Here is a 16,818-nt window from a genome sequence, read left to right as displayed (position 1 = left end):
ACGAGGCGATACACGCGGGGAGGATCGTCTGCATCATGGTTCGCGCGCGGCACCAGTACGAACGGCTCCCGTGGGCCGACCGGTTCAACCGACCGACGGATCGGATGCTCCGCGCGCCGCTTCCTTCGCCCCACGCCTCGCTGCTGGAGCAGGCGCGGCAGCGACTGGCGGACATCCCCGGCTTGGAGGAACGCATCGCCTGGCAGGGCGCCTGCTGGCGCTGGACGTTCGCCTACCACGCGCCGGACCTGGGTCGCGTCGCGGCGATCATCATTCCCAATCCCTCCGACCTCCAGGTGGCGGTGCCGGTGCAGCAGGCGTTCGTGCGCTCGGTGCTGGTGCGTCGGCTGCGGAGGGCGCTGCGTGAAGGGCTGGAGCTTGCCGCCGAGCCGTTCGACACGGAATGGGGCATGTGGTCGATCACCAGCGAAACGCTGCTTCACGAGGTGGCCGCGCTGGCGCGGGAGCAGGTGGCGTTTTCCCGCTCGCAGTCACGGGTGACGTAATCAACACGCACCCACCCGGCGTCTACTCGCGACCTTCCGCGAACACCCAGCGACCCTGCCGATACAGCGGGCGCGAGGCGTCCACGCCCAGCGCCTCGGCGAGCCGCTCCGGATCGACCTCCACCAGCGTCCGTCCGCGACTGAGCATCAGATCGCCCGACCACGTCCGCCCTTCGCCGGCGAGCAGGGCGGCTTCGAGCCGCAGCATGTCGATGACTTCCGCGCGGGAACGCACGGGCGATTGCCCGCTGCGATACGCGCGCAGGTTTTCGAGGAAGCGGCGCTCGCCACCCACCACGTGCTCATGAGTCCGCAGCAGGTCGCGCGCCCCGGCGGCGGCGTTCAGCGCCGCCTCCGCCCGCGAGCCATACCCGCTGCGGTAGTGGCTGAAGGCGTCGGCCAGCGCCACCGCCGCCGCGAAGTCATCATCCGACGCCGACGACTGCGACGGCAGCCAGTTCGGTTCGCCCGAACGACGGTTCAGCAGCGTGGCCAACGCCAGCAGCCGACGACGCTCGGCGGGATCACGCTCCAGGTCCGCCAGGGCCAGGCACGCGCCGCGTCCCAGTCGATCGGGGTCCAGCACGCCCGCCAGCCGGAACAGATGCCTCGCCAGGCCGAGCGCGGCTTCATCACCCGCTCCCGCGGCGTCGGCAACCTCCTCCGCCAGGTCAAAGTACTGCTCCGGACGACGCGGCGTGAGGGCCTCGAGGCGAGGCGTCCAGTCGGGCGGATCGGAAGAGAACGCAATGAGGATCGAGGATTGAGGATCGAGGATGGCGGGTCGAGTCCGCGACGCCCACCGCGGCGCCCCTTGATCAATCGACGCTTCCACTCCTCGATGCGTCGACGCCTCGATGCCTCGATGCCTTCGCTCCCCCGCGTCCAGCGCCGACTGACGCCCGCCGCTCCCCCCCGCCTCGGGGATCGACAGTCGCAACGACCACAACCTGGCCTGCGCCGCCTCGACCTGGATCGCCTGCTCCAGCACATGAACCGCGTCGCGTCGGGCGCGGGCGCAGTCGCCGAGCACCTTGAGCACGTCATCCGCCAGGATCGGCTGTTCGCCCGCCACCACGAAGGCGAGATGTTCGAGGATGGTGACCTGCGAGGCGATCGAGCGCTCGATCGGCCCTTCCGCCAGCAGCAGGCGCGTCTCATGGCGGCGCTCCAGCGCCGCGGGCACGTCCGGAATCGGACGCGACACCACCATCCCGCCCGCCAGGGCGCGCCAGGCGGCGAGCAGTCGATCCACCGCCTCCGAGGGCGACGGGTCGCGTCCGTCGGCGCGCGTTCGACCCAGGTCCGGCTTGAGCCACCCCGCCTGCGCCGCCCACGATCGGGCGATCACGTTGGCCGCCTCGTCGATCTCGTTGGCCGTGGTGGGCAGGAGGCGCAGGGCGTGCGTCACCAGCGCCAACCGCGCCTCGCGCTTCCACGATGACGACCGCACCGAGGGCAGCAGACGCCCGGAAAGCGAACTGATCAGCTCGGAGGTCGAATCACGCGCCTGGGCGTCGGGGAAGAGATCGACCAGCGCGATGGCCACGTTGGGGCCCGCGGAGAACATTTCCAGCAGGATCGCCTGGGCGAAGGCGCGAATCTCCGGCACGCCGGCGCGGTAGACCTCGAGCACGAACGCGCGGGCGTCAATCGGACCCAGATCACCCGAGGTCACGTTGCGCAGCGAACGGAGCAGGTTCATCCGCTCCTCGTTGTTGCGGATCGCCTGGTCGTAGGCCTGCTTCCACTGACCATCGACGCCCGAGGGCGAGCCCGGCTGCAGCGGGACGCCTCCGCCCGAACCGCCCCCGCCGATGGGCACGATGGGTACTCCGCCGGGTCCGCGCGGGGGCGTTGGAGGCGGGGGCGACCCGGGGGGAGGCGTGATCGGAACCCCGCCGCCCGCGGCGCCGGAGCCGCCTGACGTGGTCGCCTGCCAGCCGACCTCGAGGCGGCGCAGCAGGTCGTGCGCCTGCTGCTCGTCGCGGGTCGCCAGCGCCGCGGCGGCTTCGTTGAGCCAGGCCGCCAGCACCAGCCGGCGCAGGTATCGCTCGGGCGTCTGCTCCACCGGCTGGCGCAGCGCGGCCAGGTCGTCGAACTGGGCCTGGGCCAGTCCGCGCCACCGCTCGCCCAGGGCGGGGTTGACCACGATGCGCGTCCCCGCGATGGTCCGCCCCGACGGGTCACCGCCCGTTCCCGACGGACTTGGCCAGCGGCGTTCGACCAGCCGCATCAGCGCCAGGCGCTGGGGCGTCTCGGCGCCATCGGGCACGATGAGATCCTCGCCGTACCATCGCAGTCCGGGGCGCGCCGCCAGCAGCGACCCCAGCGCCCACAGGTCGCGCGAGGTCACCTGCGGGTCGCTGAAGAAGCCCAGGAATCCTTCGCGCACCGCGCCGATGCCGTGCCCCCCGGCGGCGCCGCCCACGGAGCGCGGATCGCGGAAGTCGGCTTCCTCCACGAGCCGCCCCAGCACGTTGACCGTCGGACCGTCGCGGGCCAGATCGATGCTGGAGCGCAGCACCTCGCCGATGGCGGCGATCATCGCGGCGTCGAACCGCGCCCGCGTGCCCACGCGCGACTGGGCCGCCAGCCAGAACTCCCAGAAGTCGGGCGATCGCCGGTCGATCTCGGTGATCGACACCAGCCGCGTCGCCGCCCGATCGAGCCAGGCCGCCGCCGCCAGATCGAAGGTGGGCAGGTCGTCGCGCAGGGCGTCGCCGACGGATTGTTCGAGCACGCGCCGCGCCTCGTCGCGCAGCACCGCGGGCGCGTCGGAGCGGGCCAGAACGGCCCCGAGCATGCCCGCCGCCCACGCTCCGCGCCACACGTCGGCGGGCTCCTCGAGTTTGCCCGCCTGCGCCGCCAGCGTTGAGACCAGATCCGTCACCACCGTGGGCCGGTCGGACACGGCGAAGAGCACCTCGAAGAAATCTCCGCGCACCGCATCAAGCAGCGGCTGCTCCACGACGGGCCAGCACAGTCCGATCTGGTCATTGGCGAAACGCCAATCCACCAGCGCCGCCCGCGAGGGGGTGGCGACCACCGTCAGTTGCCGCCCCAGTTGATCGAAGATCGCGGGCAGGCGCGGACTCTGATCGAGGGCGTCGGCGACGATGCGCGGCCTGGTGTCGCCGCGAAACGTCGGGGGATTGGACCACGGCACGAGCCGGGGCGAGCCCGTCGCCGCGCCGCCCTGGCTTCCACCGGGAGCCGCGGGCGTCGCGCCGCCCGCCCCCCCCACGCCCCCCGCGCCCCCCCCGCCAGGTCCGGACGCGCCGCCCGGAGTAACGACGCCGGGCGTCGAGTTCCCGTCCGGCGGGAGCACGGCGACGCTTCGCGGGTCGGGCTGCATCAGCATGCGGACGAACAGCACGCCCATGAGCAGCGTGACGGCGCCGAAGAGGATCGAGAGTTTGAAGGTGGCCCACGCGCCGCCGCCCCGCAGTTCGGGAAGCATACTGTCGGCCCATTCCGGCTGGGGCGCGGCGGCGCGATCGACCGTCGCGCCGGGATCGACGAATCGCGCCGCGCCCTGCGTCACCTGCGCCACGTCGATGCGGCGACCCGCGTGACGCGCCTGGGATGTCAGGCCCGTGACGACCTTCATCAGACCCTGGGGCGAGACGCCGTGCGACGCCGCCATCGCCACCAGCTTGGCGCGGCTCGCGGCGTTCCACCCGCCGTACGCGATGAGCATGGCCAGCACGCAGCGGTCGAAGGGCGTCAGGTCAAGCCCCGGCGCGCGGCGCGGCGGACTCGTGCGTCGCGCCGGGTAGCTCGGGTGAACGGGCGGCGCCGGCGCGCCCGCCGGACGCGAGGCGACGGATGGTCCCGGCGCGCCCGACATGGGCGCCGGGGCAATCCCGCCGACCGGCGCCGCGGCGCGACGGGACGATACCGGCGGCGGAGCGGCACGAGCCGGCGACGCGCCGCCCAACGGCCCGGATGGACGACCCGATGCGGGCGGCGGCTGACGGCTGACGGCTGATGGTTGACGGCCTTCCCCCTCTCCCGGCCTGACGTAGTAGATCGTGCGCGGCGTGAGCGCCGCGGGGTCGCCTTCGCGGATCTGCCTTGCCGCCTCGAGCAGGCACTGGCGCACCATCGCGGCCTCGGGCGAGCCATTCTCCGGGTGACGATTCACCCGCGCCAGCTGCGCCTCGAGCGACCGCTGCACCGCCAACGGATGGCGCTGGCCGGGCGTCAGCGCCAGCAGACGGAAGGCATCCGTGCCGCCGGTGACGCCGAGAAACTTGTGAAGCGGATCGGACATGGGAGTGGCAGGTTGACGGTTCTCGGTGATCGGTTCCGGGGATGGCTTGACTGGCGGGCCTGGCGGGTTCGGACCGCCCGACGCGCGAAGGCGTCACTCGGTCCTCACGTTCATTCCTCGTCCCCGCGAAGCCGCCGATCGAGTTCCTCCATCCGCTGGCGCCACGGGGCCGGTCCGTACTCAGGATAGAGCGCCTTGTGCTGATCCATGACCTCGCGGGCGCGCGCCGGATCCGAGGACGACAGCAGACGGATCAGGTGATACTTGGCCTCGTACCAGCCATCGGTATCAGGCGGCAGTCCCACGGACAGACGACGCCAGCACTCGATGGACCGCTCCGGCTTGCCGAACGACTCGGCCAGCACGCCCACGGCGCGAAGGAACGCCGCGCTGGTGGGCTTCGCCTCCAGCACTTTCTCGTACAGGAAGAGCGCCCGCTCACCCTGCTGCTTCTCCTGCGTGAGATCCCACAGCGCGTGGGCCGCCTCGGCCACCACGGCGTAGGCGCTGAGCACCGACGGATCGTCCAGCGCGTTGGCGCGATCCTCGTACTCGTGCAGGGCGCGGCCGCCCCACGTGACCACCTGGATCAGGACTCCGGGCGCCTGGGGATCGCTCGCCAGCAAGGCGGGCGGGATGGACCGCCACGTGTCCACCGCGTGCTTGAACATGGCCCGCGCCGCCGACTGCGCCCACGGGGAATCCTCGTCGCGCGACCAGAGACGCTCGGCGATGGCCCGCGCCGGGTCGATCAGCCCGCTGAGCATGGCTACGCGGAGACGACGGTACTCCAGCTCATCCTGCACGGGCGACACGTCGATCGCGCCTGCGGCGGCCAGTTCATCCAGGCGGGCCAGCATCGCCTCGGCGACGCGGGGCTGCTCGACGCCCGGCGCCAGCGACACCTCCAGCACGCGCCGGGATCGCACCAGGAACGGCTCGGACGCTTCGAGCCCCTCGCGCAGCGCGTCGGGCGAAACCGCCAGCAGCATCGGCAGCGCCGCCTGCAGGTACCGATCGGCCCACTCCACGCGACGATCGCCCGCGGCGGACTGATAGAGCGTGTACAGCATCTGCTCGGCGCGACGTCGGGCGGCGTCGTAATCCGGACTGCCTGGTGGAATCGCCAGCAGTTCCGCCACCAGTTCGGGCGTGGGCTCGCCCTGCGTCACGTCCGCCCCGCGCAGCACCAGCCGGGGCGTGTACTCGCTGGAGGGAAACCGCTCGCGGAACGCCTTGATCATGCCCTGCAGGTCGGCCTCGAGCGCGGCGTTGGGCCTGGCCCGCACCACGCGATCCAGCGACACAATGGCCATCCACAGCGCCTCGGCGGCCTCCGCCGGCGGGAGCAGTCCCGCCGCGTGCTCGAACGCCTGTCGCGCGTCGAGGAATCGACCCTGGAAATACAGGCACCAGCCGATGAGCGACTGCGCTCCCGCCGCGGCCACGGGAAAACGCGAGGCGTCCGGCTGGCGCTGGGCGTCCTGCAGCAGGCCCGACGCCTGGGCGTAGAGAGCGACCACGTCGGAACGCGAGGTGGGGGATTCGTCGCCGTGCAGGTCGCGGGCCTGCTTGTAGGCGCGGGCGCCGCGCACGTAGAGGATGGCGAACCCGGCGTCGCCCATCGAATCCACCCCGTACCGGTCGGCCAGGTCCAGCACCTGCTGCAGTTCGCCCCGCGCCGCCAGTTCGGCGATCGACTGCCTCGCCAGATCGGCGGCCTCGGGATCGCGCGACGCATTCTCAAGCCCGTGCGCCGCCGCCAGACGCACCCACACCAGCGGCATCTCGCGCCCCTCGGTGCGCTCCATCTCCAGCAACTGGCGGACGCGGCGGAAGTCGCGGTGATCGAGCAGGATGGCCAGACGCCACGCCGGCGCCATGGAACGCAGCTGCTCGTGCGCCGCCTCCTGCTCCAGCAGCGCCAGCCAGCGCAGGGCCTCATCGGGGCCATGCGTGATGGAGCGGCACAGGGCCAGCCCCAGCACCGACCGCGCCATCGGCTCCACGCCCAGCAGATCGCGCGACACGTCCTCCACCGTCAACCGCTTGAGTTCGGGGTCGATGACCGAGGCGAACAGGTCGAAACCCAGCCGCGCGTGATCGGGCTTGCCCTCGAGCCACGCCAGGTAGTAGTGGGACCACGCGGACAGGAAGGTGCATCGCGCCGTCAGACGACGCGCCCGGTCATGCTCCTGCGTCAGCAGGGCGGCCTGCGCGCCGGTGGCGCGGTGCAGGCGGCGCTCGGTGGTGTCCTGCTTGTCCTTGAGCGCCGATCGCAGCGAGGCGAACTTGGGGACGAGGTCGCGCAGCATCTCCATCGCGCGGGCCACGTCCTCGGGCGTGGAAAGCCGCAGCCGGTGGTTCTCGGCGATCTTCTCGGCGGCCACGTAGCCCCCCCGCAGCAGGGACAGCCGCAGTTCATCCGCGCTCTCCGCGGGAACAAGCGAGAGCAGCTCGCGGGCGCGGTTCTCCAGGTCGAGCCGCACCGCCGCATCATCCGTCGTCTCCAGCAGTTCGGCGTACAGCTCGGCGAGCCGCACGGCGACGGCGTCGCGTTCCTCCGCGGGCGCCTTGTCGAGGCGCTCGCGCAGGTGCAGGGCGAGCAGATGCTTGAGTCCGTGGCGCTCCAGGTACGCCGCCACGTCGTCCGGCGCCGCCAGCGCGGACGAAGCAGTCAGACAGAGAAACAGCGCGGCGGCGAGTCGGCAGCCAACACCCAACAGCCAGCCGCCGATCGCCGATCTGTCACTCCACCGCGACATAGGTCACCTTCTCGAAGCCGGCATCGTGCCCGGCCTGGAACGCGGCCAGCACGAACCCCGTGGGGGGCTCGTTGCTGACCCTGATGAACAGCCCCGTGGCCTTGTTGAGCGGCTCCAGCGCCGCGGTGAGCGACGCCTTGTCGCGGAAGAGCCGAGCCCCCAGCCGGTACGCCGGCGCGCCGTCCGTCACGATCACGTCCACCACCTGCGGCTGAAAATCGCTCGTGCTTCCCGAGGCGGCCTCGGTCTTGGCGCGCAGGGCCGAGGAGAGCCGATCCTCCGGCTTGGTGAACACCATCGTGAGCATGAAGTAGATCAGCAGCAGGAATGTCACGTCGATCATGCTGGCGAGGTTGAGCACCAGCAGCGTGGGCCGCCGACGGGATGGCCTGACCTGGATGCGCACGATCGACTCCTAGCGCGGCTGCTCGGTGGCGAACCGACCCAGTCCGACGCCCATGTCCTGCAGCAGTTTCACCACCTGGTTGAGCCGCGCCGCGGGCAGGCGACGGTCGGCCCGCAGCATGAGTTTCACCTTGTCGGCCCGGCCCCGCTGCGAACCGGTGATCTCGGCGCGGATGAGCGACCGCAGCCCCTCGAGGTCGAGCGTCTCGTCATCCACCACGATCGACCCGTCGTGCAGCAGGTTGATGACGATGCCCGGCTCGTCCGGCTCGGGCTGCTGCTCGCCCGGCTCGACGGGCAGCTCCACATCGGCGCGGGTCATGCGCGCGAACTGCGTGGTGGTGAGGAAGAAGATGATGAGCAGAAAGACCACGTCCACCATCGACGTGAGGTCGATGTGGAGCGCCCGGTCACGATGGCCGTGCGGCGAGAACCTCATCGCGCTGGCGCTCCGGGCGCGGGCGCCGGACCCGCGGCGGGCCTCACGGGCCGCGCCGGACCGCCCGTCGGCACGGGCGCCGGACGGGCCGGGGCCCCGGTCGGCGCCGGGGCCGCCGATTCCAGATGCAGGATCATCCGCTCGATCTCGCGCCCGGCCTCGGCGGCGAAGGCGTCGATGCGGTTGCGGAAGAACGTGAAGAGCGCGATGCAGGGGATCGCCAGCGTCAGCCCCATGAGCGTGGTGATGAGGGCCAGTGAGATGTCGTTGGCGAGGAGCTCGGGCTTGGTCGCGGCGCTCTTGGAGAGCGTGGAGAACGCACCCACCATGCCCTGCACCGTGCCCAGCAGCCCCAGCAGCGGCGCGATGGCCCCGATGACCTGCAGCGCGTCGGTCGATCGGTACAGGCGAGCGGTCTGCTCCTCGCCCGCCTCCTCGATGGCGCTCTTGATCTCGAAGGCGCCGAAGGCGGATTTCTGGAATCGCGTCAGCCCAACCGTCATGATGCGCGCGAAGTACGAGTCATTCGCCGGATCGGCGACGTACGCCAGGGCCGCGCTGGCGTCGCCTCGCGCCAGCAGGTGATCCACCTGGTCAAGTTGCTCCGGCGGCAGCAGGGCGGCACGCCGGATCTGCACCAGGTGGAAGATGATCAGCACCAGCGCGCCCACGCTGAGAGCCAGAATGATGTAGGCGATCACCCCACCCTTCTGAACGAGATCGAGCAGCGATTCACCGCCTTCCCCGGACGGAGTGGCGAGCAGCAGGGCGGCCTGTTGAAACGTCGTCATCCGAACTCCTTACGTCCGTGGCGGCGCGGTCACCGGCGCGGGCCGGGCCGTGCGCACGGGATGAAACGGAAACCGGGCGTCCAGCTCGCCTCGAAGCATGGCGGCGGGCTCGCGCGAACCGGACTGCTCCAGCGCGCCGGCCACCAGCGACAGGGCGATACCGGCCAGGTACGGCTGGGATGAACCATGCGCCGCCGGCACGTGCAGGAGCGACAGCATGCCCCGCTGCTGGCGCACCACCCCCGACTCGCGGAGCAGCGACCAGCCCACGTGGAACCGGGCCCAGGCGCGGGCGAAGCCGGGCAGCGACGATTCCCGGCGCAGCAGGTCGTCGCGGGCCTTTTCACGACGGTTGGAATCCGCCTCGCCGCAGGCCAGCAGGTCGATGAGCAGGCGCACCCCCTCGCCCTCCGGCCACGCGCCAGGCGGGGGCGGGCCGTCCGCGACGCCCAGGGCCCGGCGCACCGACTCGGCGTAGAGCCAGGCGACCGCCGCGGTGACCTCGTCGCCCGGGGCGACGTACTCGCGCAGTTCCTGCTCCACGCGGCGCAGCGCGGGCGATTCGAACCACACCGGCGCCAGGGCCGGACACAGCCCCATCGCCTCGTCGTACACCGGGGGAAGAGCGGCGTACGACTCCGTCCTCACCCCGGCGCGGCGCAGGCGCATCACCTCCAGCGCCGGAATGATCGCCAGCGTGTGCGCCCCGCGCGCCAGGCGGCAACGCAGCAGCCCTTCCGCCGTCACCAGCGCGGTCTCGTGCGTGGACCCGCGATACTGCTCAAAGAGCCGCTCGAACAGCGGCTCGGCCAGCGTCACGTCCATCCGCTCCACGCGCGATCGCGCCCGCCAGAGCGCGGCGGCGTGCTCCATGTGCCGCGCGATCATCGAATCGCGATCCGGGTTGTCCGTGACGACGCGCCGCACCCGATCCCACGGGACGACGTGAACGGCCCCCAGGTCGCTCCGGATCGTCACGCCGTTGTCATCCACCTGCTGCACCGCGCCGGTGAGCGTGGACTCCGACCCGCGCCGGAACACGGCGTCGGGAGAGGCGAGGACCAAGGGCTGAGGATGGCGGGCTGCAATCACGACGCCCGCCAGCAACTGACAACCGACGACGGAGCACCGGGCGCCTCCCGCCGCCGACCCGCCGCCCGCCGCCAACACTGGCGCAGACGCCGTCAACAGCAGCATGACCATCGTGACGAGGCGCACGAGTCACCCACCTCCGCGCACGGGGACGAAGCGGTATCGCCCGCCGGATTCGTCCGAAATCCGCTTGAGCAGGTCGGCGGACGACTGATCGCCGAAGGCGATGGTGTTGATGACCACGCGCTTGCCGCGAGCGTTCATCGAGCGGACCCGATCGGGCGTCTCCTGCGGGATCAGCCCGTCGGTGAGGAAGAAGATGACGTCCGGGGGCACGTCAAGGGCGAAGGCCGCGGCGAACGCGCCCACGGGTACGGTTCCCCCGCCGGGCGTGACGTTGCGCAGGTAGTCGAGCATGTCGTCCACCTCGCGTGGGCGGGCGCGCTGCCATCCCCTCTGAAAGCGCGGAATGATCGGCTCGTGGTTGTACAGGATGACGTAGAAGTACGCGAAGTCGGGCAGTTCCGAGATCGACCGCGACAGTTCGCGCATGGCCACGTGAATGCGGTTGCCTTCCTGCATCGAGCCGGATACGTCCACGATGAAGAGAAAGCGCTGGCCGGTGGACGAGACGCCGAAGAAGCTCGCCCCGGCGCCGCCGCCGCCCATCGACATGTCGCCCGAACTCGACCCGCCCGCGCCCAGCGAGGGCATCGACCCGTCGTTGAGCGCCAGCAGCTCCGCGGCGGGGGGCTTCACGTCCAGTTCCAGCGCGGGGTCGGCTTCCTCCAGGTTCAGGTCGGAGCTGGCGTCTGAGTCCTGGATTTCGACCAGTTCAAGCTCCGACAGATCCTGCTGGGGGAGCACGGCGAACTCGACGATCACCTCGCCCGGTCCGTCGCCTCCCGGTCCCAGCCGCTTGACCGTCTCCAGGTAGAGCAGGATGGCCAGGTGGACCATGAGCGAGATGGCCGCGCCCATGAACAGGATGTTGCGCCGCTTCTGCTTCGCCAGCGCCTCGCGTTCGGCTTCCAGCTCCGCCAGGCGCGCTTCCATCGCCTGTCGGGATGGTCGCACGAGCGGCGCGGGCTGGGTGAACGTTCGGCTCATGGCGAATCCGCGGAAGGCGTCGGGCGCTGTCAGGCCGGGTCTGTCTCCGACCCGGCACCGCATCATATAGCCGCCACAACCATCGGCCTTGCGCCGCTGGCCCCTTGACCCTACACTTTCCCGCCGGTCCAATGAGCCCGTACGGCGGTTCGACGGACTCGGTTGCCTGACCGACCCCGGGAATCGTCATGTCATCCGTCACGCCGACCATTCCTTCCCACCCCCACGCGCGACAGACCCACTCCATGCCGGACGCACCCAAGCCCTATTACCGTCGCGTTGTGCTCAAGGTGAGCGGGGAGAGTTTCGCCAAGCAGGGCGAGTTCGGGATCGACCCGGATGAACTGGCCCTGATGGCGCAGGAGATCAAGGACGCCACGATCTGCGGCACGCAGGTCGCCGTGGTGGTGGGCGGGGGCAACATCATCCGCGGCGCAGTGCTGGCCGCCAAGGGACAGGTCGCCCAGGCCACCGCGGACTACATGGGCATGCTGGGCACGGTGATCAACGCCCTGGCGCTCAAGGAAGCGCTGGAGACGATCGGCCAGCCCGCCCGCGTGCTCTCGGCGATCAACCTGACCGCCGTCGCCGAGCCGTTCATCCGGGGGCGCGCCTTGCGTCACCTGGAGAAGGGCCGCGTGGTCATCCTGGCGGCGGGCACCGGCAACCCGTTCTTCACCACCGACACCTGCGCGGCCCTGCGCGGAGCGGAACTGGGCGCGGACATCCTGCTCAAGGCCACCAAGGTGGACGGCGTCTACGACCGCGACCCCGTGCGCCACGCCGACGCCACCCGATTCGAGAAGCTCACCTTCTCCGAGGCCCTGGAGCGGAAACTGCGCGTCATGGACCTGACCGCCCTGAGCATGTGCATGGAGCACCGCCTGCCGGTGAAGGTGTTCGACTTCAAGGTGCGCGGCAACATCCGGCGCGTCATCGAGGGCGCGCCGCTCGGCACGCTCATTACCGCCTGAGCAGCATGATCTACCGCATCCGGTCGAGCAGACGGTACTGCACCGCCTCGGACACGTGGGCCATCTGGACGCCCGGCGATTCCTCCAGATCGGCGATGGTGCGCGCCACGCGACGGATCTTGTCGTAGGCCCGCGCGCTCAGGCCCATCTCCCGCATGGCCTGCTCCAGCAGCGACTTGCTCGCCTCGTCGAGCGGCGCCACGCGGTCCAGCGCCTTGCCCCGCAGTTCGGAGTTGAGCAGAGGTCGTCCACGCCCGCTCCCCGCCGCCACACCCCTGATCTCTGCCTTCTGACCTCTGCCGTCGCCTCGGTTCCGCTCGTGCTGAACTGCCCGGCATCGCTCCACGCGGGCCCGCATCGTCGCGGTGTCGGTGCCCCGGGCCTGACCCGTCAGCTGCTGGAAAGGCACGGCGGGGACTTCCACGTGGAGGTCGATACGGTCGATGAGCGGGCCGGACAGCCGTGACAGGTAACGGTCCATCGAGCGCTGGTCATGCTCGTTGCGGGCGAAGTCGCCCTTGGGCGATGGGTTCATCGCCCCCACCAGCATGAACCGGGCGGGGAACTTCACCGATCCCTGCGCCCGGGCGATGGTGATGGCGCCGTCCTCGAGCGGCTCGCGCAGGTTTTCGAGGACCGCCCGGTTGAACTCCGGCAACTCGTCGAGAAACAGCACCCCGCGGTGAGCCAGCGACACGTCGCCGGGACGTGGAATCGGGCCGCCGCCCACGATCGCCGGACCACTCGCCGTGTGGTGCGGCATGCGCACGGGTCGGCGGGTCATCAGCGAGGCGCCGCGCGGCACCATGCCCACGCTGGAGTAGATCCGCGTCACCTCGAGCGCCTCATCCCGCGTCAGCGGGGGCATGATGCCCGGCAGCGCCTTGGCCATCATCGTCTTGCCCGTGCCCGCCGGGCCGATCATCAGGATGTTGTGCCCACCCGCCGCGGCGATGGTCATGGCCCGCTTGGCCGCCTCCTGCCCGCGAATCTCGCCGAAGTCGATTTCCGGCGGGGTGTCGAGGATTTCTCGCTCGGCGTCCACGGGCCTGACCCGCTCGACCTCCAGCGTTCCATTGAGGAAACCCACCACTTCCCCAAGCGTGCGCACGGGGATGACTTCGAGCGAGTCCACCGCCGCCGCCTCGCTGGCGTTTTCGGCGGGCACGACCACGCCTCGCTTCCCCATCTGACGGGCAAGAATGGCCAGCGAGATCACCCCGTTGACCGGCCTGACCCGACCATCGAGCGCCAGCTCCCCCGCGATCAGGAAATCGCTCAGCCCCGGCCTGGCGTCATCCAGCGGGGCGATGGTTCCCTCCGCCGCCAGAATCGCCAGCGAGATGGGCAGGTCGTAGACCGGGCCTTCCTTGCGCAGGTCCGCCGGGGCCAGGTTAATGGTCATCCGCGTCAGCGGGAACCGGTAGCCGGAGTTCATCAGGGCGGTGCGGACTCGCTCGATCGACTCACGTACCGCCGCATCAGGCAGACCCACGATGGTCTGCTTGGGCAGCCCAACCGGGCTCAGGTCCACTTCCAGCTCGCAGGGGACAGCGTCGATCCCCTGAAGCACGAAACTCTCGACGCGGGCGATCATGGCGGGCGGATTGTACTGGATGGCTCGGGTCACGCGCCGCACTGGATTCCGCAAGCGACGGGCGGCGTCGCGACATGGAACAGGGCGAGAGCATGGTTATCAGGCCCCGGGCGTCATCCGGGCTGGCGCGAACCGTGCCAAGGGAGGGGGTTTGACGGGCTTTGACGTGAGAAATCGCCCCGGTTCGCCGCAAGTTCTTTGCCGGATTGTGTTTCAACCCAGGGGTGACCGGTGTATATTGGGGCTGGACCGTGAGGAAAGGTGGGCCTTTTCCGGGTCGCTGTGAGATCGTTTCGAGACAGACAGGAGATTCAGCCATGAGGACTCGACGCAACTGCGCGCTTCGGGTGGCGACCGTGGCGACGCTGGTCGGCGTCACGGCAGCGGGGTCGGTTCAGGGGCAGATGGTTCATTCGAACAACGTGAACGACCTCGCGCGAGCGGGCAAACTGGCGCTGGAGCGTGATCCGCTGCTGCGCTTCGACCCCTACACCCTGCTGATCCGCTTCCACGAAGGCGTCAGCGAGGAAGAGAAGGCCATCGTTCGCGGCATGGTGGGCGGCGAGCGACTCACCGCCTACCGCGTGGTGCCGGGGCTGGAGCGCATCTCGACCCTGCTTGACGTGGAGGTGGCCGTGCAGCTGCTCCGCGGGGTGGACGCGGTCATGTACGCCGAGCCCAACTTCGTGGTCCGGCCGACCGCGGAACCCAACGATCCCAACCTGAGCAACCAGTGGGGGCTGGAGAACTTCGGCCAGAACATCCGCGGCGTGAGCGGCAAGACCGACGCCGACCTGGACATGTTCGACGCCTGGGACGTCAACACGGGGTCGTCCTCGGTCACGGTGGCGGTCATCGACTCCGGCGCCAAGCTCGATCACGAGGACTTGGCCGCCAACATCTGGGTCAACACCGGTGAGATCCCCAACAACGGCATCGACGATGACGGCAACGGCTACATCGACGACGTGAACGGCTGGGATTTCTACGACGACGACGGCAACCCCACCGACATGACGGGCCACGGCACGCTGATGGCCGGCATCATCGGCGCCCGCGGCAACAACGGCGTGGGCATCACCGGCGTGGCGTGGCGGTGCCAGATGGTCATCCTGCGCGTGCTGGGGGCCAACGGCGGGCTGGTGTCGGACGTGATTCTCGCCATGGAGTACGCCGCCGCCAAGAACGTGCGATTCTCGAACCAGAGCTTCGGCGGATACGACTTCTCCCAGTCGTTCCTGGACGCCCTGACCGCCCTGGTGGGCACGCACCTGGTGATCGCCGCGGCGGGCAACGACACCAATAACAACGATGTCAACCCCTTCTACCCGGCGTCATACCAGGTGGGCAATGTCATCTCCATCTGCGCCACCAACAACAACGACCAGCTGGCCTTCTTCTCCAACTACGGGGCCAACACCGTTCACATGGGCGCTCCGGGCGTGAGCATCTTCTCCACGCACCGGCTGGGCAGCTACGTGTGGGTGAACGGCACCTCCGCCGCTGCTGCGCACGTCACCGGGCTGGCGGTGCTTCTGGCCAGCCAGTACACGTGGGACACCACCCGCATCCGCACCCGGATTCTCAACTCGAGGCGCAAGGTCGCGGCGCTCAACGGCAAGACCATCTATCGGTCGGTGCCCAACGCCTACCGGGCGCTGCGTGATCAGACGGTGGTTCCCGCCGTTCCCGGCACGCCCGTGCTGACGGACCTGCAGGACGGACGCGCCTTCATGGAGTGGACGGACAACTCCAGCAACGAGAACCGATTCCTCGTGCAGCGTCAGCGGCGCGACGGGGCCGCCTGGGTGGACTGGATCAACGTGAACCGCCCGGGCCGCAACAAGGTGACCATGATCGACAACCCCGGCGCGGGTCACTACCGCTACCGCATCCGATCCGTCAACCGGGCCGGCCCCTCGGAGTGGACCGCCTGGGTTGAGGTGATCGTCACCGGCCCGTAAGGAACATCCCCGAATCCGCGGCATTCCTACGATGCGTCGTGCCTGAAGCCGACGCATCGTTTTTTTCAACCCGCGACACGCCCGGCGACGTGACCGGCTTCTGGGCCTCGCGCACGAACGAGTACGCCCGACATCGACCCGCCTACCCCGATCAGGCGGTGCGGGTCGTGCTGGACGGGTTTGCGCCTCCGGCCATGGTCATCGATGTCGGCAGCGGCACCGGAATCCTCTCCCGACTGCTGGCCCGGCATGGCGCCCGCGTGATCGCCATCGAGCCCGGACAGGCCATGCGCCGCGCCGCCGCTGAAGCGGAGCAACGCGAGCCGCTCGGCATCGACTACCGCGACGGGCGCGCCGAGGCCACCGGGCTGCCCGACGGCTTCGCCCACATCGTCACCTGCGCCCAGTCCTTTCACTGGTTCGACGCCCCCCGCGCCCTGGCTGAGTTCCACCGCATCCTGCGCCCCGGCGGGCGGCTCGCCTTGCTGTGGAACGTCCGCGAGCCGGGCGATGCGCCGGCGGAGTGGTTCGAACGCGTCGTCCGACGCGCCCAGGACGCCGCGGAGGCCGCCGGCCGTATCGTGCGCCGTGAACGGGCCGCCGACCCCGCGCGGACGGGGCACTTCATCAACGTCAGGCGGCTCCGGTTCCGCAATGACGCCATCTACACGCTGGAGGGTCTTCTGGGTCGTGCCCGCAGTTCATCCTACTGGCCCGACCCCGGCCCGTGGCGCGAGGAACTGGAGGCGGACCTGATCGCATTGCACGCCGCCCACCGGAGCGGAGACGCGGTCACGCTGGCGCAGGTCTGCGAAGTGACGCTGGCGGATCGGGCCGATCGCGTCGGAATGGCCGCATCGTAAACAGGGGTCGCTCGAAATGACCGGCGTACCATC

General features: G+C 70.2%; 12 protein-coding genes. 4 read left to right on the top strand and 8 right to left on the bottom strand.

Translation table 11 applies throughout. From position 1 onward, the window contains the following. Positions 1-35 precede the first annotated feature (35 nt). Positions 36-506, top strand: coding sequence for a hypothetical protein (locus HRU76_07790; GenBank protein QOJ17483.1), 471 nt, complete (start codon positions 36-38; stop codon positions 504-506). A 22-nt stretch (positions 507-528) separates the two neighbouring features. Here HRU76_07790 and HRU76_07785 read toward each other — a convergent pair whose 3' ends face one another. The 7 genes from HRU76_07785 to HRU76_07755 all read right to left on the bottom strand — a co-directional run bounded on the left by HRU76_07785 (position 529) and on the right by HRU76_07755 (position 11,387). Beyond that, positions 529-4,785, bottom strand: coding sequence for a hypothetical protein (locus tag HRU76_07785; protein QOJ17482.1), 4,257 nt, complete (start codon positions 4,783-4,785; stop codon positions 529-531). Positions 4,786-4,895: 110 nt separating this feature from the next. Further along, complete coding sequence (locus tag HRU76_07780; protein ID QOJ17481.1) at positions 4,896-7,550, bottom strand: hypothetical protein; 2,655 nt, start codon at positions 7,548-7,550, stop codon at positions 4,896-4,898. Further along, positions 7,534-7,956 (bottom strand): biopolymer transporter ExbD, encoded by a 423-nt coding sequence (locus HRU76_07775; protein ID QOJ17480.1) that lies wholly within the window; start codon positions 7,954-7,956, stop codon positions 7,534-7,536. Before HRU76_07775 ends, HRU76_07780 begins: the two co-directional genes overlap by 17 nt. A gap of 9 nt (positions 7,957-7,965) precedes the next feature. After that, complete coding sequence (locus HRU76_07770) at positions 7,966-8,394, bottom strand: biopolymer transporter ExbD (GenBank protein ID QOJ17479.1); 429 nt, start codon at positions 8,392-8,394, stop codon at positions 7,966-7,968. Then, the gene (locus tag HRU76_07765; protein QOJ17478.1) at positions 8,391-9,185 is read right to left on the bottom strand and encodes a MotA/TolQ/ExbB proton channel family protein; all 795 of its coding nucleotides are present in this window, start codon (positions 9,183-9,185) and stop codon (positions 8,391-8,393) included. Before HRU76_07765 ends, HRU76_07770 begins: the two co-directional genes overlap by 4 nt. 9 nt (positions 9,186-9,194) lie before the next feature. Next, a complete protein-coding gene (locus HRU76_07760; protein ID QOJ17477.1) occupies positions 9,195-10,403 on the bottom strand; it encodes a hypothetical protein in 1,209 nt (402 codons plus the stop codon). 3 nt (positions 10,404-10,406) lie between these two features. Beyond that, positions 10,407-11,387, bottom strand: coding sequence for a VWA domain-containing protein (locus HRU76_07755; protein ID QOJ17476.1), 981 nt, complete (start codon positions 11,385-11,387; stop codon positions 10,407-10,409). 245 nt (positions 11,388-11,632) lie between these two features. On the opposite strand from HRU76_07755, the gene HRU76_07750 reads away from it, so the two are divergent. Then, complete coding sequence (locus HRU76_07750; GenBank protein ID QOJ17475.1) at positions 11,633-12,361, top strand: UMP kinase; 729 nt, start codon at positions 11,633-11,635, stop codon at positions 12,359-12,361. Positions 12,362-12,371: 10 nt separating this feature from the next. On the opposite strand, the gene HRU76_07745 is transcribed toward HRU76_07750, so the two are convergent. Continuing rightward, entirely contained in the window at positions 12,372-13,958 is a 1,587-nt protein-coding gene (locus HRU76_07745) for a YifB family Mg chelatase-like AAA ATPase (protein ID QOJ19138.1), read from the bottom strand. A 317-nt stretch (positions 13,959-14,275) separates the two neighbouring features. On the opposite strand from HRU76_07745, the gene HRU76_07740 reads away from it, so the two are divergent. Next, positions 14,276-15,922: a S8 family serine peptidase gene (locus tag HRU76_07740; protein QOJ17474.1), complete on the top strand. Its 1,647-nt coding sequence runs from the start codon at positions 14,276-14,278 to the stop codon at positions 15,920-15,922. Positions 15,923-15,960: 38 nt separating this feature from the next. Further along, the gene (locus HRU76_07735; GenBank protein QOJ17473.1) at positions 15,961-16,785 is read left to right on the top strand and encodes a class I SAM-dependent methyltransferase; all 825 of its coding nucleotides are present in this window, start codon (positions 15,961-15,963) and stop codon (positions 16,783-16,785) included. Positions 16,786-16,818 lie beyond the last annotated feature (33 nt).

Source organism: Phycisphaeraceae bacterium (genome assembly GCA_015709595.1).
Classification (GTDB): domain Bacteria; phylum Planctomycetota; class Phycisphaerae; order Phycisphaerales; family SM1A02; genus CAADGA01.
The sequence above is the reverse complement of the archived record's forward strand: the minus strand, read 5'-3'. Positions and strand labels throughout refer to the sequence as shown.

Bases quoted from the DNA above. Each gene is read 5' to 3' on its own strand.
- HRU76_07790 (QOJ17483.1), top strand. From the start codon at position 36: ATGGTTCGCGCGCGGCACCAGTACGAACGGCTCCCGTGGGCCGACCGG.
- HRU76_07785 (QOJ17482.1), bottom strand. From the start codon at position 4,785: ATGTCCGATCCGCTTCACAAGTTTCTCGGCGTCACCGGCGGCACGGAT.
- HRU76_07780 (QOJ17481.1), bottom strand. From the start codon at position 7,550: ATGTCGCGGTGGAGTGACAGATCGGCGATCGGCGGCTGGCTGTTGGGT.
- HRU76_07770 (QOJ17479.1), bottom strand. From the start codon at position 8,394: ATGAGGTTCTCGCCGCACGGCCATCGTGACCGGGCGCTCCACATCGAC.
- HRU76_07765 (QOJ17478.1), bottom strand. From the start codon at position 9,185: ATGACGACGTTTCAACAGGCCGCCCTGCTGCTCGCCACTCCGTCCGGG.
- HRU76_07755 (QOJ17476.1), bottom strand. From the start codon at position 11,387: ATGAGCCGAACGTTCACCCAGCCCGCGCCGCTCGTGCGACCATCCCGA.
- HRU76_07750 (QOJ17475.1), top strand. From the start codon at position 11,633: ATGCCGGACGCACCCAAGCCCTATTACCGTCGCGTTGTGCTCAAGGTG.
- HRU76_07745 (QOJ19138.1), bottom strand. From the start codon at position 13,958: ATGATCGCCCGCGTCGAGAGTTTCGTGCTTCAGGGGATCGACGCTGTC.
- HRU76_07740 (QOJ17474.1), top strand. From the start codon at position 14,276: ATGAGGACTCGACGCAACTGCGCGCTTCGGGTGGCGACCGTGGCGACG.